The organism is uncultured Erythrobacter sp., from assembly GCF_947499705.1.
Lineage (GTDB): Bacteria > Pseudomonadota > Alphaproteobacteria > Sphingomonadales > Sphingomonadaceae > Erythrobacter.
In genome coordinates, this window is sequence record NZ_CANMPJ010000001.1 from 609,279 (window position 1) to 634,661 (window position 25,383).

A 25,383-nucleotide genomic window follows, 5' to 3' on the forward strand; every position below is an offset into this window, starting at 1 on the left:
GGGTCAAGATGGAGATTCTCCGCATGATTTCGCACGTCCGCATTCCGTCCGCACTGTTCATCACCGGTCTCGCAGCCGCGCTGCCAGGCACTGCCTTTGCCGAAGACGGCAAGACCGGCGAAGAAGGATTTTATGTCGCGGTCAAAGGCGGTGTTACATCGCCGAGTGATGAAGACTTTGACGGGATTCAGGCTCCCCAAGGCGCATCACCCGGCGTCCCGGGCGCACCTGCGGTTGTCGATCTAGAATTTGATGAAGACTTCACCTTCGCCGGTACGGTCGGTTATCGGTTCGATAAACGCGTATTCGGGATATTCCAGCCCTCGATCGAGGCAGAATACTCCTATGCTAGTCCCGACATTTCGGGTGGTTCCTTCAATGGCGGTGATCAGTCATTCAGCGGCGACCTCGACATCAACACTTTCACGATCAACTATCGTTCGGACATTCGCTGGTCGGAAACACAGCGCGTAATCCCGTACACGAGCGGCGGAATTGGTGTTGCAGACGTCGATGCACAGGTTGCCTATTTCCCGAATAACGGCGTGGCGAACGCTCCGACCTTTGCGCTATCTGGAGGGGACACTGGTTTCGTGCTGCACAACACAATCGGACTTAGCTTTCGCCTGACCGATCAGATCGATCTGGAAACTAGCGCCCGTTACCAGAGGATATCGGGAATTGATCTTGAGCGTCGTTTTATCGGCGACGGCGGAAATGATTTCAGCGCGGACGTTGGCGGTCGGTATGAAACAGTCTCAGGCTTTGCGGGCATTCGCTTCCGCTTCTGATCTTTAGACCGCCCGTCAAACGGCGAAAAATATACAGGCCCCTCCTCTGCATTAGCGGAAGAGGGGCCTTGGCGTTTGTGCGTCCGTCGCAAATTCGTCATGGAGAGCGCGCACAAGAATTGAACACGCTGATTTACGGAGTCGTCCATGCGCCGCCTTTCCCTGCTCGCCGCCACTGCCGTTATGGTCGCCGCCCCGCTGGGCGCCGAACACGAAGTCGAATTGTCGTCAGAAGACTTGCTCGCGCCGTATTACGCGAAACTCCAGTCCGAGATCGAACTGCCGGTCGCGCCTGCCAATGTCTCGATTGCGTCCGATACGGTCATCACCCGGCTAGCCTTCGGCAGCTGTAACCATCAATCGCGCTCGCAGCATATGTGGGCGCAGATCGCCGCAACCGATCCCGAGTTGTTCCTCTTCATCGGCGACAACAATTACGGCGATCAGATGTGGGCAGGCGATGCCGGCCTTGCGACGCTCCGCGCGGCCTATGCCAAGCAGGCCGAGACGCCGGAGTTGACCGATTTTCGCAGCAAAGTCCCGATGATGATCACCTGGGACGATCACGATTATGGTTTCAACGATGGCGGTGCGAGTTTCGCCTATCGCAAATGGTCTGAAACGATCTTCGAGACCTTCTGGGGGTCATCTCACGAAGTGAAGTCGCGCCCCGGTATCTATGAAAGCCGCATGTTCGGCGAAGAGGGCAAGCGCACGCAGGTCATCACGCTCGACACCCGTTTCTTCCGCTCCGACTTCGACCGGATGGCCTACACGCCAGAGCGCCCGCCGCTGGGGCCGTATGTGCCGAGCGATGATCCTTCAAAAACGATGCTGGGCGAGGCGCAATGGGAATGGCTGGCACAGGAACTCGCAAAGCCAGCCGATTTCCGCATCATCGCGTCCTCGATCCAGGTGATCACCGACGCGCATGATTACGAGAGCTGGGAAGCGCTGCCGCTGGAGCGCGCGAAGCTGTATGAGCTGCTCGCCGGGCGCGAGGAAAGCGGCATGGTGCTGCTGTCAGGCGATCGCCATGCTGGCGGGATTTATTCCGACACACCGGAAGCGGCTGGAGGCGAGCAGATTTGGGAGCTGACCAGCTCTTCGCTCAACTATTCGTTTAGCTCCACCGAGCGCAACACTGCGCGCGAACCCGATCCAAAGCGCCTGACCGATTTCATCTCGGAGGAGAACTTCGGCTTGGTCGAGATCGACTGGGACGCGCGCAGTTTCACGATGAGCATGCGCGGCAGCGAGGGTGAGACCCGCGTGACCCGCACGGTCAGCTGGTAGGCGAGCTACCCGGGCGAGGCGGCGGAGCCTGCGAGCAGGCCGCCGTCCAGCGTAAGTTCGGTTCCGGTCATATAGGCGCTGTCCTCACTCGCGAGGAACACGCAGGTCGCCGCGACTTCTTCGACGCTGCCAAACCGCTTGAGCGGCGTGTCGGCGACGAGTGCGGCCATGCGTTCTTCGCGGTCCGGCCCGTCGCCGAGCATTGGTTCCCACATCGGGGTGAGGATCGCCGCGGGGTGGACGGAATTGCAGCGAATTTTCCAACCCTGCTGCGCGGCATATAGCGCGACCGATTTGCTGTGGTTGCGGATCGCCGCCTTCGATGCTGCATAGGCTGAGGCGCCGGGAATGCCGACAAGGCCAGAGCGCGACGAGATGTTGATGATCGACCCGCTCCCCGCCTCCTTCATTGCGCGCAAAGCATAGCGACAGCCAAGGAACGTGCCATCGGTGTTGACGGCATGGACCGCGCGCCAGTCTTCGAGCGACGCGTTTTCGGGGTCGTGCGGGCTGACGCCCGCTTCGAACCCGGTAACGCCGGCATTGTTCACCATCACATCGATTTGCGGCCAGAGCTGCTGGATTGCATCCCAATCCGCCTCTTCGCGCACGTCGAGATGCGCATAGTCGCAGCCGATTTTGTCTGCCGCCGCTTGGCCTGGCGCATCGTCGATGTCGGTGAGCAGGACGGTGGCGCCTTCGGCCTGGAAAGCTTCGCAGATCGCGCGGCCAATACCGCGCGCACCGCCGGTGACCACGCAGCGCGTGTTGTTCAATTTTTGCATAAGATACCTCAAGGGTCAGATAGGAAAGGGCATCGGACAATGTGGGTCCGAAACAAGTTCCGCGACTGTGTCGCGTTTCAGCGGTTACGCTGGCCCATCTAACTAACTCCTCGAATTTCAGTATTCAGCTAGCTGTAGAGCAGCCGCCGCGTCAAGCTGCGTTGTCGATCCCAAGATCGCTGAGCTTGCGGTAGAGCGTCGAACGTCCAATCCCGAGCCTTCGCGCAACCTCGGTCATGCGGCCGCGATAATGGCCGATGGCGAGGCGGATCACGTCGGCTTCGATTTCTTCGAGCGGACGCAGATTGCCGTCTTCGGTGTAGAGCATGATGCCGACCCCGTCGTGCGAACTGGTCGATGTCATTCCGTCGGTTTCGCCGATCAGCTCCGACAATTGGGGGAAGCTGTCTGCGGTCAGGGTGTTGCCTTCGCAATAGACCGCTGAGCGGAAGAGAACGGACTGCAACTGGCGGACATTGCCCGGCCAATCATAGGCGGAGAGCAGGCTCAGCGCACTGTCCGACACCGAAAGGTGCTTGAGGCCCGGCTGTTCGCCGATGCGGCCCAGAAAATGACGGGCTAGGGCGGGAATATCGCCCGGTCGCTCGCGCAACGGAGGTAGCACGATCCGCGTGGCGGAGAGCTTGTCAGCAAGTCCGGTGTCGAAATGTCCGCCGCTCACCAATTGCTTGAGCGGGATGTTGCTTGCCGAAAGGAGCCTCACATCGACGCGAAAGCCGTGCGCAGCACCAACCGGGCGGACAATCCCGCTTTCGAGCGATTCTGCAAGGCGCTCCTGCTGTTCCTTGCCAAGTCGGTCGATCTCATCGAGCACAAGCGTGCCGCCATCGCAGTGTTGCATCGCGCCGATCTGGCGATCGAATGCTCCCGGAAAGGCATTTGGCTCGTGCCCGAACAGAACCGATTCGATTGAGTTGGGCGGAACGCTGGCGAGATTGATGATCCGCAAAGCGGTTTTGCTGCGCGGGCTCGCGGCGTGCATCGCGCGCATCAGCATTTCCTTGCCGGTGCCGCTTTCGCCTTCGATCAGAGTGTGTCCATGTCCGCGTGCGGCCTTGGCAGCCTGTGCCAGAGCGGTGCGGAATTTCGGCGCGGTGCCGATCATCGCATCAAAATCGAGGCTCGCCGACATCTTCTCGGTCAGCGGGGCGAGTTCGTTGCGCGGCGCTTCGCGGGTGGTGACAGTGCGCAGCGCCTCCATCAGGCGTTCGGGCGAGATTGGTTTGACAAGATAGTCGCTCGCACCTGCGCGCATCGCTTCGACTGCGAGAAGCGGAGAGGCGCTGGTGGTCAGCATAAGGATCGGGAGCGCCGGACGGCGTTCTTTAAGCTCTGCGATCAGAGTGCAGGCGTCGTCGCCCGGAACCCATTGATCGAGCAGGATCGCGGAAAGCTGCATGCCTTCGCGGGTTCCAAGGATCGCAATCGCGGTTTCAGCGTCGCTGGCTACAATTGTGCGCCAGCCTTCGCGCGCGGCGATGGCCGAGATCAACCGGCTTTGCGCCGGCTCATCGTCGATCAGCATAACCAGCCGCGTATCTTCGCGCGATTCCAGCTCGGACATGATCGTCGCAGCATCCTCAAACCGCCCTGGCCAATCCGTCCCAGGGTGAAACGTCGTTTTCGTTTAAGGGCTACGAGTAAAGACGGTGTTAAGGCTGTTGCGCGTGTTCGGGGGAGTTTGGGAAAACTGGCAATAGTGGAGGCTTGAAGCGCGCCTGCGCCTTCGATACGGGCATGCGCACTAGTTTTCTGGCAACCTTTTGCCGGGTCCACCGTTTGACATTCCAAAGGGGGAGATCGCGTCATGGCGACTCACGACATCGAAAAAGCTGAAAAGACGTATGGCGGTTTCATCGCCACGCTCAAATGGTCCGTGCCTTTGATCGCACTGATTACGCTTTTCGTCGTTATGCTGATTGCAGAATAAGGCAGCCAAAACACAGTGAAAATCGCCATCCTCAAGGAGCGCGCCGAGGGCGAAACGCGGGTTGCCGCGACGCCCGAAACGGCCAAGAAATTCATCGGTCTGGGCAATGAGGTTGCGGTTGAGGCGGGAGCTGGCCTCGCCGCCTCCATCACCGATGATGCGTTTTCCGATGCAGGCGCGGTGATTGGCGATGCGGCTTCGACTGTGAAGGATGCCGATATTATCCTCGGCGTTCAGGCCCCCAATGTGGCGCATCTCAAAGGTGCGAAGGCCGGGGCATGGGTCGCGGCGCTGTTCGATCCCTTCGGAGATAAGGCCCGCGTTGAGGCATATGCGAAGGCGGGTCTTGAGGCGTTGTCGATGGAGTTCATGCCGCGCATCACCCGTGCGCAGAGCATGGATGTGCTTTCCAGCCAGTCGAACCTGTCTGGCTACAAGGCCGTGCTCGCAGCGGCCGATACCTATGGCCGTGCTTTCCCGATGATGATGACGGCCGCTGGCACTGTTCAGGCGGCCAAAGCGTTCATCATGGGCGTCGGCGTCGCCGGGCTTCAGGCGATTGCGACCGCGCGGCGTCTGGGGGCTCAGGTCTCTGCCACGGATGTGAGGTCGGCCACCAAGGAGCAGATCGAAAGCCTTGGCGCAAAAGCGATTTTTGTCGAGGATGTGGCTGGCATCGAAGGTGAGGGCTCGGGCGGCTACGCGACCGAAATGAGCGACGAGTACAAGGCCGCGCAGGCCAAGCTCGTCAGCGAACACATTGCCAAGCAGGACATCGTCATCACCACCGCGCTAATCCCGGGACGCGCGGCTCCGGTGCTGATCACCGATGCACAGATCGCGACGATGAAGCCGGGCAGCGTGATCTTCGATCTCGCGGTTGCACAAGGCGGCAATGTCGAAGGCTCCAAGCCAGACGAACTGGTCGAGAAGCACGGCGTGAAGATCATCGGCTATTCGAACACGCCTGCGCATTTGCCAGCCGACAGCTCAGCGCTGTTCGCACGCAACCACTTCAACTTCCTCTCCGCCTTCTGGGACAAGGAGGCGGGCAAGCCGGAACTCGACGAAGAGATCGGCGACGCGATCCGCCTGACGAAGGGCGGGGAAGTGGTGAATGAGAGGCTGACTTCGTGAGATCGATTTTGGGGGCAATGGCGCTTGCGGTTGGGCTGGTAGGACCCGCTCACGCCGAAAAACTGTATTCAGTCTGGACGCTTGAACCGACAACTGAAATCGGGTCGGTCACTTATCAGTCTGGCGAACCCATTCTGGTCCAGAGGTTGCTACCTTATGAAGCCGTGCGATTGAAAGAACCAGCTCGCATCAAAAAGAAGAAACAACTCAACGCCAACGTGATCCTTTTCAAGGTCTATCAAGCTGATGGGCAAGCTGCCTATTGTACGTTGAAGGATCAATCGACTGGTCACACTTCGAAATCGCTGTTTATCCCTGTGCTCGATAAGCGTCCCTGCCTTGTGGACGAGGATGGTGACGGTGTCTTTGACAAACGTTTTTCTGTTTTCGACAAGTATGGCAGTGCGCTTACCCCAAGCGGCAACCTTTCTAAGGCAAAAGATCTTTACGCTCCAGCCGCTTACGAAAAGGTAGCTCCGTCGGAATTCCCAGTTTTTCGCGGTTTTTCCTTCTACCTTAAAAATCCCGAGAGCCAACGCAAACGCGAGATTGGCATCGAATACGACAATGGCCGTGGATATAATGGGTGGATGAATCGCAGCCCAGATTCTACACCAGAAATGCCAACCGCGCTGAATGTGCGCGTATCGGAAGTAACAATCCGAAACGGCTTAGGAACACTAAATGTTCAGGTCGATCCCACGGTATTCATTGTTGGAACCAGTGGTGGCACATTCTATGTGAGCGATTTGCCAGCATTCGTCGAAACAGCGAGCTAATCCATGGACTTCATCTCAATCCTCTCGATTTTCGTGCTGGCGTGTTTCGTTGGCTATTACGTGGTCTGGTCGGTTACTCCGGCACTGCACACGCCCTTGATGGCGGTGACCAATGCGATTTCCTCCGTGATTATCGTCGGTGCCCTGATTGCGGCGGCTGAGGCGGGTAGCCCGGCGGCGAAATATCTCGGCCTGTTCGGAGTGGTGCTCGCGAGCATCAATATCTTCGGCGGGTTTGCTGTGACGGAGCGAATGCTCGCAATGTACAAGAAGAAGGAGAAGTGAGGATGGGCACTTCAGCTCCTTTTTCGTCATTGCGAAGCGACGCAGTCGCTGCGGCAATCCATCATCTGCCCTCACGGCTTTTCGGTCGGTCGATGGATCGCTTCGTCGCTTCGCTTCTCGCGATGACGATGTTCTTTTCCGCCACCCCCGCTCACGCGGCAACCGGCGATACCGGCACCCCGGCATGGGCGATGCTCGCCTACCTCGCGTCAGGCGTCTTTTTCATCCTCGCACTGCGCGGGCTTTCCAGCCCCGCCACCAGCCGTGCAGGCAATCGTTATGGTATGCTCGGCATGCTGATCGCCGTGGTAACCACGCTGGTCACGCACAGCGTTGCCACCCTGCCAGAGATCGGCATCGCGATGTTCCTCGGCGGGATCATCGGTATCACGGTGGCGCGCAAGATCGCGATGACGGCGATGCCGGAACTGGTCGCAGGCTTTCACTCGCTGGTTGGCTTGGCCGCAGTTGTGGTCGGGCTTGCTGCATGGCTTGACCCGGCGTCCTTCGGTATCACCGATGCCGATGGGCAGATCCTGGTTGTCAGCCGGATTGAGCTGGGCCTTGGGATTGCCATCGGCGCGATTACATTCTCAGGCTCGGTCATCGCCTTCCTGAAACTGTCGGGCCGGATGAGCGGATCGCCGATCATGCTGCCCGGGCGGCACTTCATCAATCTGGGTACGCTTGCGGCGATCCTCGGGCTGATCGCGGCCTATGCGATGTCCGGCGCGGCAGGAGCGGGTGAGGGTCAGTTGATTATCGCCGTCACCATTCTCGCTTTCATCATCGGCTTCCTGCTCATCATCCCTATTGGCGGAGCCGATATGCCGGTCGTGGTGTCGATGCTGAACTCCTATTCCGGCTGGGCGGCGGCGGCGATGGGCTTCACGCTTGGCAACACGGCGATGATCATCACCGGCGCGCTGGTCGGTTCGTCGGGCGCGATCCTAAGCTACATCATGTGCCGCGCGATGAACCGCAGCTTCATCAGCGTGATCGCTGGCGGGTTTGGCGCGGATGATAGCGGCGGTGGCAGCGGCGAAGCCCGCGAGCAGCGCCCTTACAAGCAGGGCAGCGCGGACGATGCTGCCTTCATGCTGGAACAGGCCGAGAAGGTCATCATCATTCCCGGCTACGGCATGGCGGTGGCGCAGGCGCAGCATATCCTGCGCGAAATGGCCGACGCTCTGAAGGAAAAGGGTGTGGACGTGAAATACGCGATCCACCCCGTCGCGGGCCGCATGCCGGGCCACATGAACGTGCTCCTGGCTGAAGCCAATGTGCCATATGACGAAGTGTTCGAGCTTGAGGATATCAACTCCGAATTCGCGCAGGCTGATGTGGCCTTCATCATCGGCGCGAACGACGTGGTGAACCCGGCAGCGAAGACCGACAAATCTTCGCCGATCTATGGTATGCCGGTGTTTGACGTCGACAAGGCGAAGCAGGTGTTCTTCATCAAGCGTTCGATGGGCGGCGTCGGTTATGCAGGCGTGGATAACGACGTATTCTATATGGACCAGACAATGATGCTGCTGTCCGATGCGAAGAAGATGGTTGAGGAAATCGTCAAGGCTTTGGACTGAGCTTGTCTCTCGACTGGACTGGTGAGGGGTCGCCAGGAGGAATTACATGGCTGTCAGTGCAAACGCACGTCCGTTTCGGTTCACGGGGATTCTTGTGGCGATAGCGCTGCTCGCCGTCGGTGGATGGCTGGTGTTTCGCGACGGTGGTCTGATGAATCAGGTGACCGAGGAGCGGGTCGAGGATGCGTTGCTGGCGAAGGGGGTTCCGGTGCCCATGGCCGCGTGTATGGCGCCCAAACTCGTCGACAGGCTCAGCATTTCGCAATTGCGTAAGCTTGAAAAGCTCGGCCCAGAAGAGGGTGAGAGCCGTTTGCCGACATCACCCGGCGATGCTCTGTCTCGCCTCCGCCGGGTTGATGACGAGGCCGCAGTTGAAGCGCTGGCAGTGGTCGGCGCGCGCTGCGGTGTTGATAGCCTGATCGGGACCCTCGGGCTTTAGCCTTTCCAGCGACAAGTGCTTGCAAACCTCCCCGTGAATGCCGCACTGTGTGCGGCGAAAACGGAGGCACCTATGATCATGCGAATAGTTCCGGCTCTGCTGCTTGGTTGCGCGGTTTTGGCTCAGCCTGCCGGGGCCCAAACCGCCAAAGCCAACGCCGAGCAAGTTGGCACCGAGTTCATGGTCTTCGACGTGAGCGCCACCGAGGCAGCGAAGGCTGAGTTCCTGCGCGGCCTCGCGCTGCTGCACAACTTTGAATACGCCCGCGCCGCTGCTGCCTTTCAGGCGGCACAGGCCGCCGATCCGGACTTCGCCATGGCCTATTGGGGCGAGGCGATGACTCACAACCACCCACTCTGGGAGGAGCAGGATCGCGATGCCGCGCGGGCTATCCTTGCAAGACTTGGGGCGACGCGCGAGGCGCGCATGGACAAGGTACGTGACCCGCGCGAGGTAATGTGGTTCGACGCGGTCGAAACTCTCTATGGGGAAGGCACGAAGGAAGAGCGGGATCACCTCTACCTCGCCAAGATGCGGGTTCTGCACGAAGCCTATCCATCCGATGTGGATGCGCGCGCTTTCACAGGGCTGGCGATCCTCGGCACGTCGCACGGAGGGCGCCAGATCCCGATTTATATGGAGGCCGCTGGACTGCTCGAACCGGGTTTCATGACCCACCCGATGCACCCCGGCATCCTGCATTATCTGATCCATTCCTATGACGACCCGGTGCATGCCCCCTTGGGCGAGCGTATGGCCGAGCGTTACGCGACTGTCGCGCCAGACGCAGGGCATGCGCAGCACATGGTGAGCCACATCTTCCATGCGCTGGCGGATTGGGAGGCGTCGGAACTTGCCAATATCAATGCCGATGCGGTGGTCGATGGCCAGTTAGCCCAGCGCGGACTCGGTCCGACGTATTGCGGGCACTACAATGAATGGCTCGCCTATGCGCTGGTGCAACAGGGCAAGGATGCGAGCGCTATTGTCGATGGTTGCCGCGCCCAGGCGATCAGGCAATTGGCCGGGGATCAATCCACCGGGAAGATAGGCGCATACCGTTCGGCGACCAGCAGCTTCAGCACGATTGCGCTCTACACCGGTGTGACGAGCGGGGACTGGCCCGAAGGGTTCGATTTGCCGGAGGGGCGCTACCTTAAGACGCGGTTCGATATGGCCTATGCCGCGCTGCTTCAGTCGCGGGGCGACCACGCTGCCTCGTCGTCAGCGCTGTCTGAGATGAAGGAACTCCACGCTGCAATCCTCGCGGCGCTGCCCGAGGAAATGCCCGATGAGACCGGTCTGCAAGCCTGGAACGAGCGCATCGTCGAACAGGGTGACGCGCTGGTGCTGCTCGCATCCGGGGATACGGAGACCGGACTGGCTGCGCTGCGCACTAACGCCGAACAAGAGGTCGCGATGCCGGTGGTTTTCGGTCCGCCAGCGATCGAAAAGCCGAGTTATGAACTGTTGGGTGAGGAGCTTCTCAAGCTGGGCCGAAAGGCCGAAGCAGCCGATGCTTTCCGCGCGTCTTTGGCCTTTTCGCCCGGGCGGCTCCTGTCACTCAATGGGCTGCGCGAGGCAACGGCTCCCTAACGCCTATTGATCATACGCCCTGTCTTGCGCCACTATGCGTTTGGGAGAGGGAGACATTAATGATCCGACTGATACTTGCGGCGCTGGCGCTGATCACCGCTGCGCCCGCGCTAGCCGAGACGCATACGATTGCCGCCGGCGAAGGCGCGCAGGAACGTTTGCAGGAGGCGCTGATCCTCGCCGAGCCGGGTGACACGATCCTGCTCGAAGCGGGCCGGTTCGAGATGACCGATGGGCTCAGCCTCGATGTCGACAATGTCACGCTCAAAGGCGCGGGCATGAACGCCAGCGTGCTAGACTTCACCAATCAGGCGGGAGCGGGCGAGGGGCTGCTCGTCACATCCGACGGCGTGACCTTGCGGAATTTCGGGATCGAGAATGCCAAGGGCGACGGGATCAAATCCAAGGGTGCTGATCAGATCGTCTATCATGCGGTCCGGGTCGAATGGACCAATGGACCGGATGCTACCAACGGTGCCTACGGGATCTACCCGGTCGAGGCGCGCGATATTCTGGTGCAAGACAGTTATGTGCGCGGTGCTTCGGATGCCGGTATCTATGTCGGTCAGTCCGAGAACATCATCGTCCGGCGCAACCGCGTGGTCGAGAATGTTGCCGGGATCGAAATCGAGAACAGCAATTTTGCCGAGGTCACCGAGAACCTGACGACCAAGAATACCGGCGGCATTCTGGTGTTCGATTTGCCAGGGCTGCCCAAGGTCGGCGGCGGCTCGGTGCTCGTCGCGCGCAATGCGATCATCGACAACAACACCGATAACTTCGCACCCGAAGGCAACATCGTTGCCAGCGTTCCTGCGGGTACAGGGGTGATGGTGATGGCCAACAAAGGCGTGCAAGTGCTCGACAACGCGCTGGTCAACAATTCCACCAGCCACGTGATGCTGATCGCCTACACGCAGGACTACAATGATGATCGCTACCAGCCTCGCCCGGTCGACGTTGTGGTGCGCGGCAATATCTATGGCACAGGGGGCAACGCGCCGGACTTCCCCGGCGGCGAGCAACTGGCCGCGATGACGGGCGGCACTCTGCCGCACATCATGACCGATGGTTTGCACGAAGAACTGGCGGTTGAAGATCCGACACCAATTCTCTCGCTCGGCCTGACCCGCGTAGGCCAGCCTCTGACGGAGGTGAATCCATCGGTTATCAACCCGGTGATCGCAGGCGAAACGGAAGAGCTTCCCAAGGTTGTGCTTCCTGAAGACATGGTCGCGTCGCTCGAATGAAGGGTCCGCTGCTTACCTTTGCTGCGGCACTGACGGTGCTCGCCGGGGCGGTTTCGCACACCTCGGCGCGCTCACCCGCGTCAGTGAACGATGCCGCAATTTTTGACGGGATGCCGCGTGCGCTGTCGGAATTCCGGTTCTTCACTGTGCCGAGCAAGCAGGTTTCGACCACTGCAGTGCCGTATGAACTCAACACGCCGCTCTATTCGGACGGGGCCGAAAAGCTGCGTTTTATCTATGTGCCGAACGGAGAAGTGCTGAAGGCGGACGGAGACGGTCTGCTCGAATTCCCCGTGGGTAGCGCGATCATAAAGACGTTCGCATTCGGCGAGGGGGCGGAGCGTCAATTGATCGAGACCCGCGTGCTGCTCCACCGCGCCGATGGGTGGCTGGCGCTGCCCTATCGCTGGAATGCGGAGCAAACTGACGCGACGCTGGCTTTGGCCGGTGCGCGGCTGCCGATCACGCGCCCCGATGGCAGCGAGATCAGTTACCGCATCCCAAACAAGAATCAGTGCAAGACCTGCCACAGCAAGGACGGTGAGGTCATTCCCATCGGCCCGAAAGCGCGGAACCTCTCGCGAGAATTCCTGACGCAGCTTGTCGATGCAGAACGCATGGTCACAATCACTGAGAACGTAGACACGCTGCCCGATTGGAATGACCGCGCGCATGCCGATACAGCTAATCTTGCCCGCGCTTATCTCGACGTGAACTGCGCGCATTGCCATCAGCCGGGCGGCAGCGCGTCCAACTCCGGCCTCGACCTGCGGTGGGAGCAGGATGATCCACATGCGATCGGTATCCGGAAGCCGCCTGTTGCTGCAGGCCGTGGGTCAGGAGGACATCTCGTCTCCATCGCGCCGGGTAATCCCGATGCGTCGATCCTAATCCACCGAATGAGTTCGACTGAACCGGGTGTTGCTATGCCGGAATTGGGCAAGGGCACCGTTGACGAGGACGGCGTGGCAATGCTGCGCAAATGGATCGAAGGGATGCCTACATCGTGAAGTGGCTCATACGCATCGTACTTACGTTGGCGGCCGTACTGGTCATCGCGTTCCTCGTGTTCCGTACACCTGATACCGACGCCTCAGAGATGCGGGCCAAGTATGGCGATGAGCCTTCGCAGTTTGTAAAGCTTGCAACTGGACTTACCGTACATTTACGCGATGAGGGGCCGCGCGATGCACCTGCCATCATCCTGCTGCATGGCGCGAACAGTAGCCTTCATACTTGGGACGAATGGACCCAGAGCCTTAGTGAGGAATATCGCGTCATCCGATACGATCAGGTTGGTCATGGCCTCACAGGACCGGCACCCGATGGCGACTATTCGAAGGAGCGCTTCGTCGCGGATGTCGACGCGATAGCAAATCATTTCGGGCTCGCTAGGTTTGTTCTCGCCGGCAATTCGATGGGCGGATGGGTGTCGACTGCCTATGCTATCGAACACTCAGACCGTGTGACTGGATTGGCGCTGCTCAACGCTAGCGGCGCACCACGCAACAAGGAGGAAGAGCGGCTTTACCTCGGTGCGAAGATTGCTCAGACCCCGGTGCTGAATTCGTTGATGACGACTGTCACACCGCGCAGTCTCGTGCGGTCCAGTCTGGAAGATGCGGTCGCTGATCCTGCATCCATTTCCGACGTAGAGGTCGAACGCTACTGGGAGCTTTTGCGCTATCCCGGCAATCGCCAGGCAGTGGTTGATCGCGCAAACACCGCCCGAGGTGGTCCGTTCGATCCAGTTGATATCGCAGCTTTGCCGATGCCAGCGCTGATTATCTGGGGTGAAGAAGATCGGGTTACACCTGTAAGCGGCGCCGAATGGTATGCCGAGCATCTGGCAAACGACACCACGGTGATATATCCCGATGTGGCCCATCTTCCGATGGAAGAAGCCGCCGATGCATCAGTTGCCGACTTCAAATCGTGGCTCGCTAACCTCGAATTAACCAACCAAGACACTCAATCCGAACAATAGTCTGCCGCCTATGGACGGCGGTTCGGGTTGGTCGCTAAACCGGCGCTCTTCCCCCTTTTGGATTCGAGGAAATTCCGTGCGCAAATTGGGCCTGATCGGCGGCATGAGCTGGGTGTCGACCGGCATGTATTACGACCGCATCAACCGTATCGTGCAGAAACGCGCTGCCCCGATGGCGAGCGCGCCGATGCTGATCGAGAGCCTCGATTTCTGCCAGCTCTACGGGCTTCGCGACGACAAGGACTGGAAACGCGCGGCCGACGTCTTGTGTGAAAGCGCAAAGCGTCTGGAAGGGGCGGGGGCCGAAGCGCTCATCATCGGTGCCAACTCCATGCACAAACTCTATGATGACGTTGCTGCGGCGGTCGATATCCCGATCCTGCACATCGCCGACTATGTCGGAAAGGCGCTGAAACAGGCGGGCCACAAGAGCGCTGCGCTAATTGGTACGCGCAATGTCATGACCGAGAGTTTCTATCGTAAACGGCTGGTCGCGCACGGCATCGACCTGTTGCCCCCCAACATGGCGAACGTCGAGATGCTCGATAAGATCATCTATGAAGAGCTCATGGTCGGTAAGGTCACGCGCGATGCAGAACGCGCGATGAAGACGATCATCACCAACAAGTCTCAGGAAGGCGCCGAAGCGATTGTCCTGGCTTCGACCGAGCTGGCGCTGGTCGTCGATGTCGATGCCAATGTCCTGCCGGTGTTCGATTCCACCCGCATCCATTGCCGCGCGGCGGCGGACTGGGTGCTCGAAGAAGAAGCGGTGAATTAGTCTGCGGCCCGTCCACGCTGAAACACGTTTTGCCGAAACCTGGCATTTGTCCGGGTGTGTCCGGTCCGAGCCACGCGTAGCTGCGATGTCGGAATTTGTCATCGAAATGTAACGAGCAAGTTCCGGGTCTTCGGGTCGCACCGTTGGCCCTTGGGGCCGCTCTCACCCCACACACCCGGGAGCGGTCCCAATCAACCCTCACGATCTCAACCTGTGCAAGTTCACGTGCCAACGGCCGTGTCTGTCCACGGCTATTGGCGATTTTTGAGGTAGGTTGCCGATCTGTTCCCGTTGAGGGTGGCCAAGCGCTGACCTAACTCAAGCTGCATGACCCGCGCCCCCTACGCCGCCGATCCCGCCCAGCATGGCGGACGCGAATTTGGCGTGCAGCGCAGCAATGCAGGCGCAGAACAGCGCGGGCCGCGAAGCGATTTTCAGCGCGACCGGGACCGCATCATTCATTCGATGAGCTTCCGGCGGCTGAAATCGAAGACGCAGGTCTTCATCGCCCCCGATGGTGACCACTATCGCACCAGACTGACGCACAGCCTTGAAGTCGCGCAGATCGGGCGGGTGTTGGCACGCGCGCTTGGATTGGACGAAGATCTGACCGAAGCACTGTGCCTCGCGCATGATCTGGGCCATCCGCCGTTCGGTCATGCGGGCGAGGATGCATTGTCTGACGCGATGACGGCGCATGGCGGCTTCTGCCACAATGCTCAGGCGTTACGCACCGTGATGCGGCTTGAATCGCCCTATCCCGAACATGACGGGCTGAACCTGACATGGGACCTGCTGGAAGGCTTGGCGAAGCACAACGGACCGATCACAGAGCCGGGCTGGGCGCTGGCCGAACTCGACGCGGCCTTCCCGCTCCAATTCAGTGCCTGGCCATCTCTGGAAGCGCAGATTGCAGCGGTGTCGGACGACATTGCCTATGACAATCACGACATAGACGATGGCCTTCGTGCGGGCTTTCTGGACCTCGACGACCTGCTCGAACTGGATTTCCTCGCACAGCAGTGGCGGGCGGTCGAAAAACGCTTTCCCAATGCCCCACGAGAGCGCCAATTGCGCGAGCTTGTGCGCGATCAAATTGGCCTGATGGTCAATGATGTGCTTGAGTACACGAATGCCCAGGTCGCAGGGTACATGTCGGTCGCCGAAATTCGCGCGGCTGGCCAGCAATTGGCGGGCTTTTCGCCTGCGATGACAGAACACGAACGGGCGCTCAAGAAGTTCATGTACGACAAGCTCTATTACCATCCCGAACAGGTATCGGCAGCGACCCGGGCCCGAGATGTGGTGGCGAAGCTGTTCGCGGCCTATTCGCAGGATGCGACGCTTATGCCGAATGAGTGGCGGCAGCGCTTGCCCGCTGAACAGCCGGACCGAGCCCGTATGATCGCCGACTTCATCGCCGGCATGAGTGACCGATTTGCCATGCAGTCCTGCGCGGCAATTTATGGCGAGCAACCAAGCGGGCTCACCAATGTCTGACCGGCGGAAAGCGCTCGAATTTGGCAAGAACAAGCCGGATTTCCGGCGGAAGAATGAACGCTATTCGCCTAACGAGCAGCCTGAACCGAGCACGGTTGCGGTCAAGTTAGGCCCGACGCGAATTGGGCTGGTTGGCGCCACCGGGCTGATTGGCACGCGCGTGATCGAGATCGCCAGCGCCAGCGATGAAGCGCGGATCGTCGGCATCGCGCGGCGTGAGGCCAAACTGCCCGATGGCGCCCGGATGGAAATGTTCGTCGCGGAATCGGAAAAATGGGGTGAAGTTCTCGAAGCAGTGCAGCCGCGATCTCTGATCTGCGCTCTCGGCACGACAATGAGCAAGGTCGGCGGAGACGAAGATGCTTTCCGAGCTGTCGATCAGGACCTGATTATTGCCACCGCCGAGGCCGCCGTGGCGGCTGGAGTGCCCAACATGGTGCTGGTTAGCTCTGCGGGCGCGGACCCGATGTCGAAGAACTTCTATCTTCGCGTGAAGGGCGAAACCGAGAAACTGATCTCCAAGGTTGGGCTCAAGCGGCTGGACATTCTGCGGCCCGGTCTGCTGCGAGGCGTTCGGGAGGACGATTTCCGGCTGGTCGAAAAGCTGGCCATGGTGGCCAGCCCGATCACCGATCCGCTGCTGCCGCAAAAGTGGGCGATGTACCGATCAATCGACGCCGACCTCGTCGCAGAAGCTGCCCTGGGTCTCGGGATGCGCAAGGCTGCGGGCCGGTTCACACATGACAACGAAGGCATGAAACGCGCCGCCCGTGAATGGCGCAACGCGGTAGAGCGTCACGCTCCGAAAGAGGACTGACCGTTGGATTGGAACTTCGTTTTCAGCGCGGTCAATGTGCTGGCGCTGATTGCGTGGGTGGCGCTTATCGCTCTGCCGCGTTGGCCTGCTCTGCTTTCCGCATTGACCTATCTTGGAGTTGGTCTGCTCTGCCTGATCTATGCGATCTGTCTGATCGGCGTGCTGAGCGGGTTCATCCCGGCGGGCGAGGGCGGGGCAGACTTTACCACCATCGAAGGTGTACGCTCGATTTTCTCCAGCGATGTCGGCGTGACGATCGGCTGGACGCATTACCTCGCATTCGACCTGTTTGTTGGCTTGTGGATCGCACGCGATGCGGATGCGAAGTTCTTCTCGCGCATCGTGCAGGCACCGATATTGCTGGCGACCTTCCTCGCCGGACCGCTTGGCTTACTGATCTGGCTGATAGTGCGCGAGCCCTATGCGCGCTCCAGCGGACGACTTCGTTAAGGGGCAGGTGCACGGCCTAGCGCAAAAGAGCTTTGAGCGTGCGTGCCTCTTGGCCTAAGCCTTTGCCAACGAACCTCTTGTGGGAGAGAGCACGGCCATGGCGAACAACGCCCATCACGACTTTTTTACCTTCGACGAAATCCTGAACTTCTGGGCTGAAAAGCGCCCCGACGGCCCGGCATTTGAGCAGGAAGGCCGGATCACCTCTTATGGTGATCTTGATACGCTGACCCGTCGATTGATCGGAGTCTTCCAGTCAAAGGGGATCACCAAGGGTGACCGGATCGCTTGGCTCGGTAAGAATGAAGATAGCTACTGCATCTTCTATCTCGCTGCGGCGCGGATGGGCGCGGTGATGGTGCCAGTCGGTTGGAGGCTCGCTCCGCCGGAGATTGCGTACATCCTCAACGATACCGGCGCAAAGCTGGTGTTTGCAGGTGAGGAATTCGTCGAAACGGCGAGCGGTGTGGCTGCGGACCTTCCCGCCAAACCCGAAGTGATCAGCGTCAGCGCCGCACATTCGCTGGCTGCCTCTCAAGAGCCTACCGTCTATTCCCCGCCGACTGCGGATGAGCCAATCCTGCAGCTCTACACCTCCGGAACGACCGGCAATCCCAAAGGCGCGGTTTTATCCAACGCCAACCTGCTCGGCCTTCGCAACCCGGGCAACGAAGCGGGGTTGGAGTGGAACTTCTTTGAAGCCGATGATTGCATGCTGATCGCCATGCCCTGCGCGCATATTGGTGGCACGGGCTTGATCAACATCGGCATCGCCAACGGCATTCGGAACCTCATCCAGGCCGAGTTTACGCCCGTCGGCGTGCTGGAAGCGATTGAGAACGGTGCGACCCATCTGTTCATCGTTCCGGCTGCCTTGCAGATGGTGGTGCAGCATCCGCGTGCGGCGGAGACCGATTTCAGCCATCTCAAATACCTGATGTACGGGGCTGCGCCGATGCCGCTTGAGTTGCTCAAGCAAGCGGTGAAGACCATGCCCAATGCGGGCTTTCTGCAAGCCTACGGTATGACTGAGACCAGCGGCACGATCTCGATCCTTCCGCCGTCTGATCACGTCCTCGAAGGTAATGAGCGAATGCGCTCGGCAGGCAAAGCCGTGCCGGGGGCAGAGATAGAAGTGCGCGGACCGGATAACGCAGAAGTGCCGCGCGGCGAGATCGGCGAGGTCTGCATTAAGTCACCGTCGAACACGGCAGGCTATTGGAAGCTGCCCGAAGCCACCGCCAGCACCATCGATGACGACGGCTGGCTCCACACCGGTGATGCGGGCGTGATGGATGAGGACGGCTACGTCTACATTCAGGACCGCATTAAGGACATGATCATCTCGGGCGGCGAAAACGTCTATCCGGCGGAAGTCGAGAATGCGATCTTTGGGCACCCGGCAATTGCCGAAGTGGCGGTGATCGGTGTGCCGTCCGAGAAATGGGGCGAAGAAGTAAAAGCCTGCGTGGTCTGCAAACCGGGCTCCGAGATCGATGAAGGCGAAGTGATCGCCTATACGCGTGAACGGATTGCCGCTTTCAAGGCTCCCAAAAGCGTCGATGTGATCCCCGAAATGCCGCGCAACCCGTCAGGCAAGATCCTGCGCCGACAGCTGCGCGAACCCTACTGGGAAGGGCAGGAACGGCAGGTCAGCTAGGTGTGAAGAAGCATTCGCCAGCCACACTGCGCAATCGCGAGGCGATCCTTTCGGTCCTGCGGCACGAATTGCCTGAGTGGGGGACGGTTCTGGAGGTCGCGAGCGGGTCGGGCGAGCATGCGGTTTACTTCGCCGAGCATATGCCCGCTCTTGCCTGGCAGCCGAGCGATCCGGATTTGGAGGCTCTGGCGTCGATCAAGGCCTATCGCGCGGACTATGAAGGGGTGAACCTGCGCGAACCGGTCGCGCTTGATGCGCGCGAGGGGGAATGGCCTATAGGGCGCGCCGACGCCATCCTGTGCATCAACATGGTGCATATCAGCACGTGGCGCTCGACAATCGGGCTGTTTTACGCCGCGTCACACGTACTGAACGGTAGCGACGCGCCTTTGATCCTCTACGGTCCGTTTATTGAACAAGGAGTCAAGACGGCGCAATCGAACGTGGATTTCGACGCAGGGCTGAGGGCGCGCAACCCTGAATGGGGCATTCGCGAGGTCGAGACGCTGGAAAAGCACGCGACCTTTCGCGGTTTCAGCCGCACTGCGCGCTATGAAATGCCCGCCAACAACCTGATGCTGGTATATCGGCAGACTGGAGAGGCCGAGCCGGTGGACGACATCTTTGCTCACTTCAAGGAGTAAGGGCCGACCTCGGTCTACCGCGCATCCTGAACGTCCGCACCTTCGGTCGGAGCCTCGCTGATCACTTCTTCGCCGGTTTCTCCAACCGATTTGATGTCCTCACCGAGGCCTTTCACGGTGTTGCAGGCGGCGCTGGTCAGCGTCAGTGCGGCGAGCGCTGTGGCCATGAGTGTCTTCTTACGGATCATGGTGGTGGTATTCCTTTCAAGTAGCTGGCGCTAGCTGTCAGTAACTGAACCTGTCTTTTCGCGTGCGAGCAAACGTTCGCGATATGCGATGAGCAGCCCCGCACCAATGATGAGCGGTGCGCCGAGCCACAATGTGCTGGGCGGTGCGCGGTCAAATACGCTGTACCCATACCATGTCGCCCAGAGCAGCGATGTGTAGTCAATCAGCAGGATCACCCCCGCCGATCCAAACCGCAGCGAGCTGGTGAGCAAGATCTGGGCAAGCGCACCGCATAGCGCCATTGCAATAATGATGAGCCACGTTTCGGCCGCGTGCGCGCTCGCGAAAAAAGGCATCAAGATCAGGAATACAGGCGTCGACAACGCGGTAAACCAGAAGATGATGCTCCAGGGGCTTTCGGTTTTGTTGAGATCCTGAATCTGAAAACTGATTACCGCCACCATGGCTGCAGCGGCCAAAGCCACGAAAACGCCGAATAGGGTGATCTCTTCCCCCATACTGGTCGGCTGCATTATGACCATGACCCCGGAGAAACCGATCAGGACCGCTGCCGAACGATAAAGGCCGACGCGTTCGCCAAACATCGTCACGGCAATGACCACGGCGAAGAAAGGTGCTGTGTATGACAGCGTGGTTGCCTCAGCCAGCGGCAGCAACAGCACAGCGCCATAGACGAAGAACATGCAAAAGCCGCCAAGTGCGGCACGACCAGCATGGCTCTTGATACGATTGGTACGCAAGGTGGCCAGCTTTCCGAACAGGACCAACCCTGCTGTAATCAGAGCAAATGTAATGATCTGACGCCAGAAAAGCATCTCGACCAGGTGAACGCCGCGCTCTCCGCCCAGCTTCACCAACATTCCCATCGTCGCGAAGACCACCGCAGTGATTAATCGCAATCCAATGGCTAGCATGGGGCGAGGATTGGCGATCGAACCGTCCATTCGCGGCGCTTGAAGCAGGGGAGGGGATTGCGCAACCGGAATGGCGCTCTAAATCGCTCGCACCATGGACTTGCTGAACCAGATTGCGCTTTCAAGCGATGCTTCGATCCTTGCGATGGCAGGCGCAGCGTTTTGGGTGTTGGCCGCATTCTGCGCGCTTATGGAGCGGCGGCGCAATAAGAGCCGGTCGCTCGAGCGGCTTGAGCAAGTCGGCTGGGTCCCGTGGACCCCACTTTTCGTCGGCTGCATGATTATTGGCGGGGGGATGCTGGCAATGAGCCTGCCGGTGGTGCTTGGAAACCTATAGTAACCCTGCTCTACAAATAATCGCTTTTACGCGACAATTGCAGGCACCGCCTTTATTCAGACAGAAATATGAAATACTTCTTCTCTCGGGATAATTTCGGGGGGAATTGAAATGGCGGGCGATAGATCCAGCGAATCTGCGGCTCATGGCGAAGTAGATCCACGGCTCGAAAAGTTCGATCATGTGGTTGTTCTGATGATGGAAAATCGCTCGCTCGATAACTTGTTGGGCTTTCTGTATCCGGATGGTGTCACAGGAAATCCGATGGCGGGCAAAACGTTCGAAGGCGTTCCCGAAGATTGGTCAAACCCGGTTCCTGCGCATGCCAAGGACCAACCGCCAGACGGGAGTGGCCGGGTCTTCGTTTCCAAGACGACCGATTACAAACAGCCGTTTCCCGATCCGGGTGAGGAATACTATCACGTCAATGTTCAGCTGTTCAATCAGCCGAACACTAACGGGAAGCCGACGAATTCGCCGCCTTACAACCTGCCGCCTGAAAGGCCGCTTCCCACACCTTCAATGGATGGCTTTGTTACCGACTATATCGAAAAGCTTGGCGAGGCCGTGTCGAAGCCCAAGGACAACCCGCAAAGCTTCAAGAACTACAGCCAGATCATGCACTGCTTCGATCCCGATGCCCTGCCGGTCCTCGCCACTTTGGCCCGCGATTTTGCTGTGTTCGATCACTGGCATTGTTCGGTGCCAAGTCAGACCTGGTGCAACCGCGCATTCTGGCATGCGGGCACATCGTTCGGACGGGTCAATAACTCCCCGTTTGGCGAGTGGTTCAAGCACAATGGTGCGCCCACGATCTTCAATCAGATCAGCGATTCAAACAGCCATTTGAGCTGGAAGGTCTATCACGACACTCCCGTCGTCTCGCTGACCAACCTGATCCATTTCCACGCGCTCGACCGGCACGAGTTTCACTTTCACTCGCTCGACAAGTTCTTCCACGATTGCAAGCATGGCGAATTGCCCAGCTATTCCTTCCTGGAGCCCGACTTCATTTTCGATCACAACGATTACCATCCGTCGTCTGCGGGCTGGGATTTGATCGATGGCAAGGAAGATGTCGGCGCGGTCTTGCTCGGAGAAAGGCTGGTCGCAAAGGTCTACAACGCGGTCAAGGATTCCATGGGCAAGCCCGGTTCGAACGGGAAAGAGGGCAATACCTCCCAGAACACGCTGCTGATCATCACATTTGACGAGCATGGTGGCTGCGCTGATCATGTGCACCCGCTCACAGATATCAAGCCGCCCGATCTTGGCGACCTTGAGCATCAGGAAGGTTTCGATTTCACACGCTCTGGGATGCGTGTGCCAATGATCATGATCTCGGCCCATATCGCACCCAACACAGTCATCAACGAACCGATGATGCACACGTCGTTTCTGAATACGGTGCAGGCCAAGTGGGGCGCAGAGACTTCGCCGGATAAGTTCCCCCCGATCAGCGACCGACAACAATCGGATGGAATGTTCACCGATGTGTTTACGGCACCCGAACCGCGCCCGGCCTCAGAATGGACGCCGGTTGTGGCTCCTCCATTGCCGGAGGATGCTGTGATCGAGCGTCCTGAGGAGCCGCTTCACGATCTGCAAGTGTCGATCATCGGCGGGTCGGCGGAAATGCTCAAGGCCAAGGGTATCGAGCCGCCAGAATTCGAGGCGACTAACAAGGAAGAGGCACGAAAATACCTCGCCGAGGTCGAGCGGCGTCTTAACGAAGCCGATTAAGGCAACTGGACTTTAGAGGCAGGCTTCCAAAAACGCCTGATCGAAGCCGTACTGGCGAGCTTTCTCCAGCGTATAGGGGCGCAGGCCAGCGGCGCGGAATTCGCCGATGATCTTGCCGTCTTCGCTTTCGTCGAGATACTCGAACTTGAACAGGTTCTGGGTGACGATGACGTCGCCTTCCATCCCGATCACTTCGGTGATGTCGGTGGTCCGGCGCGAACCATCGCGGAGACGCTTCACCTGTACAATCAGGTCGACCGATTCCGCGATCTGGCGCGAAATGGCTTCCTTCGGGATCTTGATGTCGCCCATCAGGATCATGTTTTCCATACGACCCAGACACTCACGCGGTGAGTTGGCGTGGAGCGTACACATCGAACCATCGTGGCCCGTGTTCATGGCGGCGAGAAGGTCGAAACATTCCGCGCCACGAATCTCACCCAGGATGATCCGGTCAGGACGCATACGCAGGGCGTTCTTCACGAGGTCACCAATGGTAATCGCGCCTTGCCCTTCAAGGTTAGGCGGACGCGTTTCCAGCGGGAGCCAGTGCGGCTGTTGCAGACGAAGTTCGGCGGCGTCCTCGATTGTCAGCACGCGCTCACCCGGGTCGATCATTTTCGACAAGGCGTTGAGCATCGTAGTCTTACCCGAACCCGTACCGCCCGAGATCACGATGTTGAAACGACACGCACCGGCAATTTTCAGCGCGGTACACATCTTGTCGCTCATCGAGCCGAATTCCTTGAGCATGTCCAAGGTGATCGGTTTCTCGGAAAACTTACGAATCGAGATTGCGGTGCCGCGCAATGACAGCGGCGGAACGATGACGTTCACACGCGAACCGTCTTTCAAACGGGCATCGGCAAGCGGCGTGGTCTGGTCGACGCGGCGGCCGACCTGGTTCACGATGCGCTGGGCGATCTGGAATAGGTGCTGTTCGTCGCGGAACCGGATCGGCGCGATGGTCAGCTTACCCTTTTTCTCAATGTAGGTCTGATCCGGGCCGTTGACCATGATATCGGACACGTCCGGGTCGTTCAGCAGTTCTTCGAGCGGACCGAAGCCGAGCAGCTCGTCGATCAGGACCTTTTCAAGCGCGAATTGTTCGCGGCGGTTCAGCGTGACCTTCAGCTCCGCCAGCACTTCCATGATGATCGGGCGGAATTCTTCCGACAGCTCTTCTTTGGAAAGTGTCGCAGCCGCTTCGGGATCAACACGTTCGAGCAGGCGCGGAAGCACCTGTTCCTTGATCTTGTGGACGCTGGCTTCGAAACCGCCGGTTTCGGAATTGGCTTCGCTGATCGCGTTGGCGCGTTCGGCCAGACGATCCATTGCATCGGCGGTCGCATTGCCGCTCGACTGCTTGGCAGCGGGTTTTGGTGCTGCTGGCTTGGGAGCCTCTTCTTCATCCGGAAGCGGCGGAAATTGTTCACCACCCTGCGCATCGTCCGATCCGCGCGCACCCTTCATGGGTCGTGCAACACCGAAAGCGGGCCGGCCACCCTTTACGCCGCCTGCTCCGCCTTTTTTGCCAAATGCGCTCATTACCAAGCCCCCACGGCCTCAAAATATCCAAACGGACATGTCCGCCATACAGCGAACATCGCCTCTCGAGATTTGGTGAATATTCGGGAAACCTTATTTTTTCCCTAAGGTCTGGTGGTCCGGTTAGCCCTGATTGCATTACCTAACAGGTTGGTCGCTGCCATGCGCCTCGAACCCCGCGTTTGCTTGGTAGTTTTTGGTTAAGGCTTCCTTGATAGAGCCTTCGCGAACGGCATCCGCCAAGGGGATATTCAATGCACATTATAAAGCGTCGCTACGTTGATACCATGCAAGGACTTGGTGGGCTCGGTCCGTTTGCAGATGACGTAGATGCGCCGCGCGAAAGCGATCCGTACGGCTGGTCGCGCTGGTTCGCTTCGCTGTTCGCGATTTACGAAACCGACCGCATGATCACGCTTGATCTGCCGTGGTGGAATGTTGCCGCGACCCGCGAGATCGCTGACTTTCTCGGGGCACGCGGCAATGCGCGGGTGTTCGAATATGGCTCAGGCGCAAGCACCGTTTGGCTTGCGCAGCGTTGCGGTGAGATCGTGACAGTCGAGCACGACAAACCATGGCTCGACAAGTTCCAGCGTCAGACAAAGGGCCACGACAATGTGTCGCTGCTCTATCGCCCAATCGACAACGGACCCGATGCCTATGTCAAAGCGATCGACGAGTTTGACGGTGAGTTCGACATGATCGTGATCGACGGGCGCCATCGCTCGTCGTGCCTGAAGCAGGCTGAAAGCCGTTTGAAGCGCGGCGGCATTGTCGTGTTCGACGATTCCGGTCGTTCGCGCTACCGCGGTGCGATTGAAGGCAGCGCTCTGAAAGAGACGCGTCATTTTGGCCGCTCTTACTGCGTGCCGTATCCCGATTACACCAGCTTGCTGCGTCATGGAGAGCGGTAAG

General features: G+C 59.2%; 26 protein-coding genes. 21 read left to right on the forward strand and 5 right to left on the reverse strand.

Going from position 1 to position 25,383, the window contains the following annotated elements:
- The first annotated feature begins 23 nt into the window (after positions 1-23).
- On the forward strand, positions 24-791 hold the full coding sequence (locus tag Q0837_RS02710) for an outer membrane beta-barrel protein (RefSeq protein WP_298464958.1): 768 nt from the start codon (positions 24-26) through the stop codon (positions 789-791).
- 147 nt (positions 792-938) lie between these two features.
- Positions 939-2,087: an alkaline phosphatase D family protein gene (locus Q0837_RS02715; RefSeq protein WP_298464959.1), complete on the forward strand. Its 1,149-nt coding sequence runs from the start codon at positions 939-941 to the stop codon at positions 2,085-2,087.
- 5 nt (positions 2,088-2,092) lie between these two features.
- On the opposite strand, the gene Q0837_RS02720 is transcribed toward Q0837_RS02715, so the two are convergent.
- Both Q0837_RS02720 and Q0837_RS02725 read right to left on the reverse strand, forming a co-directional pair.
- Entirely contained in the window at positions 2,093-2,872 is a 780-nt protein-coding gene (locus Q0837_RS02720; protein WP_298464961.1) for an SDR family oxidoreductase, read from the reverse strand.
- A 151-nt stretch (positions 2,873-3,023) separates the two neighbouring features.
- A complete protein-coding gene (locus Q0837_RS02725; RefSeq protein ID WP_298464964.1) occupies positions 3,024-4,457 on the reverse strand; it encodes a sigma-54 dependent transcriptional regulator in 1,434 nt (477 codons plus the stop codon).
- A 243-nt stretch (positions 4,458-4,700) separates the two neighbouring features.
- Between Q0837_RS02725 and Q0837_RS02730 the strand changes: the two genes are divergently transcribed.
- The 16 genes from Q0837_RS02730 (at position 4,701) to Q0837_RS02805 (ending at position 19,737) form a co-directional block, all read left to right on the forward strand.
- Positions 4,701-4,823, forward strand: coding sequence for an aa3-type cytochrome c oxidase subunit IV (locus Q0837_RS02730; RefSeq protein ID WP_298464966.1), 123 nt, complete (start codon positions 4,701-4,703; stop codon positions 4,821-4,823).
- A gap of 15 nt (positions 4,824-4,838) precedes the next feature.
- On the forward strand, positions 4,839-5,960 hold the full coding sequence (locus Q0837_RS02735) for an NAD(P) transhydrogenase subunit alpha (protein ID WP_298464968.1): 1,122 nt from the start codon (positions 4,839-4,841) through the stop codon (positions 5,958-5,960).
- Positions 5,961-5,977: 17 nt separating this feature from the next.
- Entirely contained in the window at positions 5,978-6,739 is a 762-nt protein-coding gene (locus tag Q0837_RS02740) for a hypothetical protein (protein ID WP_298464969.1), read from the forward strand.
- A gap of 3 nt (positions 6,740-6,742) precedes the next feature.
- Positions 6,743-7,024 (forward strand): proton-translocating transhydrogenase family protein, encoded by a 282-nt coding sequence (locus Q0837_RS02745; RefSeq protein ID WP_298464971.1) that lies wholly within the window; start codon positions 6,743-6,745, stop codon positions 7,022-7,024.
- 191 nt (positions 7,025-7,215) lie between these two features.
- On the forward strand, positions 7,216-8,613 hold the full coding sequence (locus Q0837_RS02750; RefSeq protein WP_298469734.1) for an NAD(P)(+) transhydrogenase (Re/Si-specific) subunit beta: 1,398 nt from the start codon (positions 7,216-7,218) through the stop codon (positions 8,611-8,613).
- A 46-nt stretch (positions 8,614-8,659) separates the two neighbouring features.
- The gene (locus tag Q0837_RS02755) at positions 8,660-9,052 is read left to right on the forward strand and encodes a hypothetical protein (protein ID WP_298464973.1); all 393 of its coding nucleotides are present in this window, start codon (positions 8,660-8,662) and stop codon (positions 9,050-9,052) included.
- Between the two features lie 72 nt (positions 9,053-9,124).
- Positions 9,125-10,648 carry a hypothetical protein gene (locus Q0837_RS02760; RefSeq protein ID WP_298464976.1) on the forward strand — a complete coding sequence of 508 codons (1,524 nt, stop codon included), beginning with the start codon at positions 9,125-9,127 and terminating at the stop codon, positions 10,646-10,648.
- 59 nt (positions 10,649-10,707) lie between these two features.
- Positions 10,708-11,898: a parallel beta-helix domain-containing protein gene (locus Q0837_RS02765; protein WP_298464979.1), complete on the forward strand. Its 1,191-nt coding sequence runs from the start codon at positions 10,708-10,710 to the stop codon at positions 11,896-11,898.
- Positions 11,895-12,908: an SO2930 family diheme c-type cytochrome gene (locus Q0837_RS02770; RefSeq protein WP_298464982.1), complete on the forward strand. Its 1,014-nt coding sequence runs from the start codon at positions 11,895-11,897 to the stop codon at positions 12,906-12,908. The genes Q0837_RS02765 and Q0837_RS02770 overlap by 4 nt, the downstream gene beginning before the upstream one ends.
- A complete protein-coding gene (locus Q0837_RS02775; RefSeq protein WP_298464984.1) occupies positions 12,905-13,885 on the forward strand; it encodes an alpha/beta hydrolase in 981 nt (326 codons plus the stop codon). The genes Q0837_RS02770 and Q0837_RS02775 overlap by 4 nt, the downstream gene beginning before the upstream one ends.
- Positions 13,886-13,961: 76 nt before the next feature.
- Positions 13,962-14,666, forward strand: a complete 705-nt coding sequence (locus Q0837_RS02780) for an aspartate/glutamate racemase family protein (RefSeq protein WP_298464987.1) — start codon at positions 13,962-13,964, stop codon at positions 14,664-14,666.
- Positions 14,667-14,993: 327 nt separating this feature from the next.
- Entirely contained in the window at positions 14,994-16,166 is a 1,173-nt protein-coding gene (locus Q0837_RS02785; RefSeq protein WP_298464990.1) for a deoxyguanosinetriphosphate triphosphohydrolase, read from the forward strand.
- Positions 16,159-16,983 (forward strand): NAD(P)H-binding protein, encoded by an 825-nt coding sequence (locus tag Q0837_RS02790; protein ID WP_298464993.1) that lies wholly within the window; start codon positions 16,159-16,161, stop codon positions 16,981-16,983. Before Q0837_RS02785 ends, Q0837_RS02790 begins: the two co-directional genes overlap by 8 nt.
- 3 nt (positions 16,984-16,986) lie before the next feature.
- Positions 16,987-17,433 (forward strand): ABA4-like family protein, encoded by a 447-nt coding sequence (locus Q0837_RS02795; RefSeq protein ID WP_298464995.1) that lies wholly within the window; start codon positions 16,987-16,989, stop codon positions 17,431-17,433.
- A gap of 97 nt (positions 17,434-17,530) precedes the next feature.
- Positions 17,531-19,093, forward strand: a complete 1,563-nt coding sequence (locus Q0837_RS02800; RefSeq protein ID WP_298464998.1) for a fatty acid--CoA ligase — start codon at positions 17,531-17,533, stop codon at positions 19,091-19,093.
- A 2-nt stretch (positions 19,094-19,095) separates the two neighbouring features.
- Complete coding sequence (locus tag Q0837_RS02805; RefSeq protein WP_298465001.1) at positions 19,096-19,737, forward strand: DUF938 domain-containing protein; 642 nt, start codon at positions 19,096-19,098, stop codon at positions 19,735-19,737.
- Positions 19,738-19,751: 14 nt separating this feature from the next.
- Here Q0837_RS02805 and Q0837_RS02810 read toward each other — a convergent pair whose 3' ends face one another.
- Together Q0837_RS02810 and Q0837_RS02815 are read right to left on the reverse strand one after the other, a co-directional pair.
- Complete coding sequence (locus tag Q0837_RS02810) at positions 19,752-19,925, reverse strand: Entericidin EcnA/B family protein (RefSeq protein ID WP_366519670.1); 174 nt, start codon at positions 19,923-19,925, stop codon at positions 19,752-19,754.
- 30 nt (positions 19,926-19,955) lie between these two features.
- Positions 19,956-20,870 (reverse strand): DMT family transporter, encoded by a 915-nt coding sequence (locus Q0837_RS02815; protein WP_298465004.1) that lies wholly within the window; start codon positions 20,868-20,870, stop codon positions 19,956-19,958.
- A gap of 64 nt (positions 20,871-20,934) precedes the next feature.
- Here Q0837_RS02815 and Q0837_RS02820 point away from each other — a divergent pair, with 64 nt between their 5' ends.
- Both Q0837_RS02820 and Q0837_RS02825 read left to right on the forward strand, forming a co-directional pair.
- Complete coding sequence (locus tag Q0837_RS02820) at positions 20,935-21,177, forward strand: hypothetical protein (protein WP_298465007.1); 243 nt, start codon at positions 20,935-20,937, stop codon at positions 21,175-21,177.
- 111 nt (positions 21,178-21,288) lie between these two features.
- On the forward strand, positions 21,289-22,920 hold the full coding sequence (locus Q0837_RS02825) for an alkaline phosphatase family protein (protein WP_298465009.1): 1,632 nt from the start codon (positions 21,289-21,291) through the stop codon (positions 22,918-22,920).
- Between the two features lie 12 nt (positions 22,921-22,932).
- On the opposite strand, the gene Q0837_RS02830 is transcribed toward Q0837_RS02825, so the two are convergent.
- Positions 22,933-24,468 carry a CpaF family protein gene (locus Q0837_RS02830; RefSeq protein ID WP_298465010.1) on the reverse strand — a complete coding sequence of 512 codons (1,536 nt, stop codon included), beginning with the start codon at positions 24,466-24,468 and terminating at the stop codon, positions 22,933-22,935.
- Positions 24,469-24,722: 254 nt separating this feature from the next.
- On the opposite strand from Q0837_RS02830, the gene Q0837_RS02835 reads away from it, so the two are divergent.
- Positions 24,723-25,382 (forward strand): class I SAM-dependent methyltransferase, encoded by a 660-nt coding sequence (locus tag Q0837_RS02835; RefSeq protein WP_298465011.1) that lies wholly within the window; start codon positions 24,723-24,725, stop codon positions 25,380-25,382.
- Position 25,383: the final 1 nt, after the last annotated feature.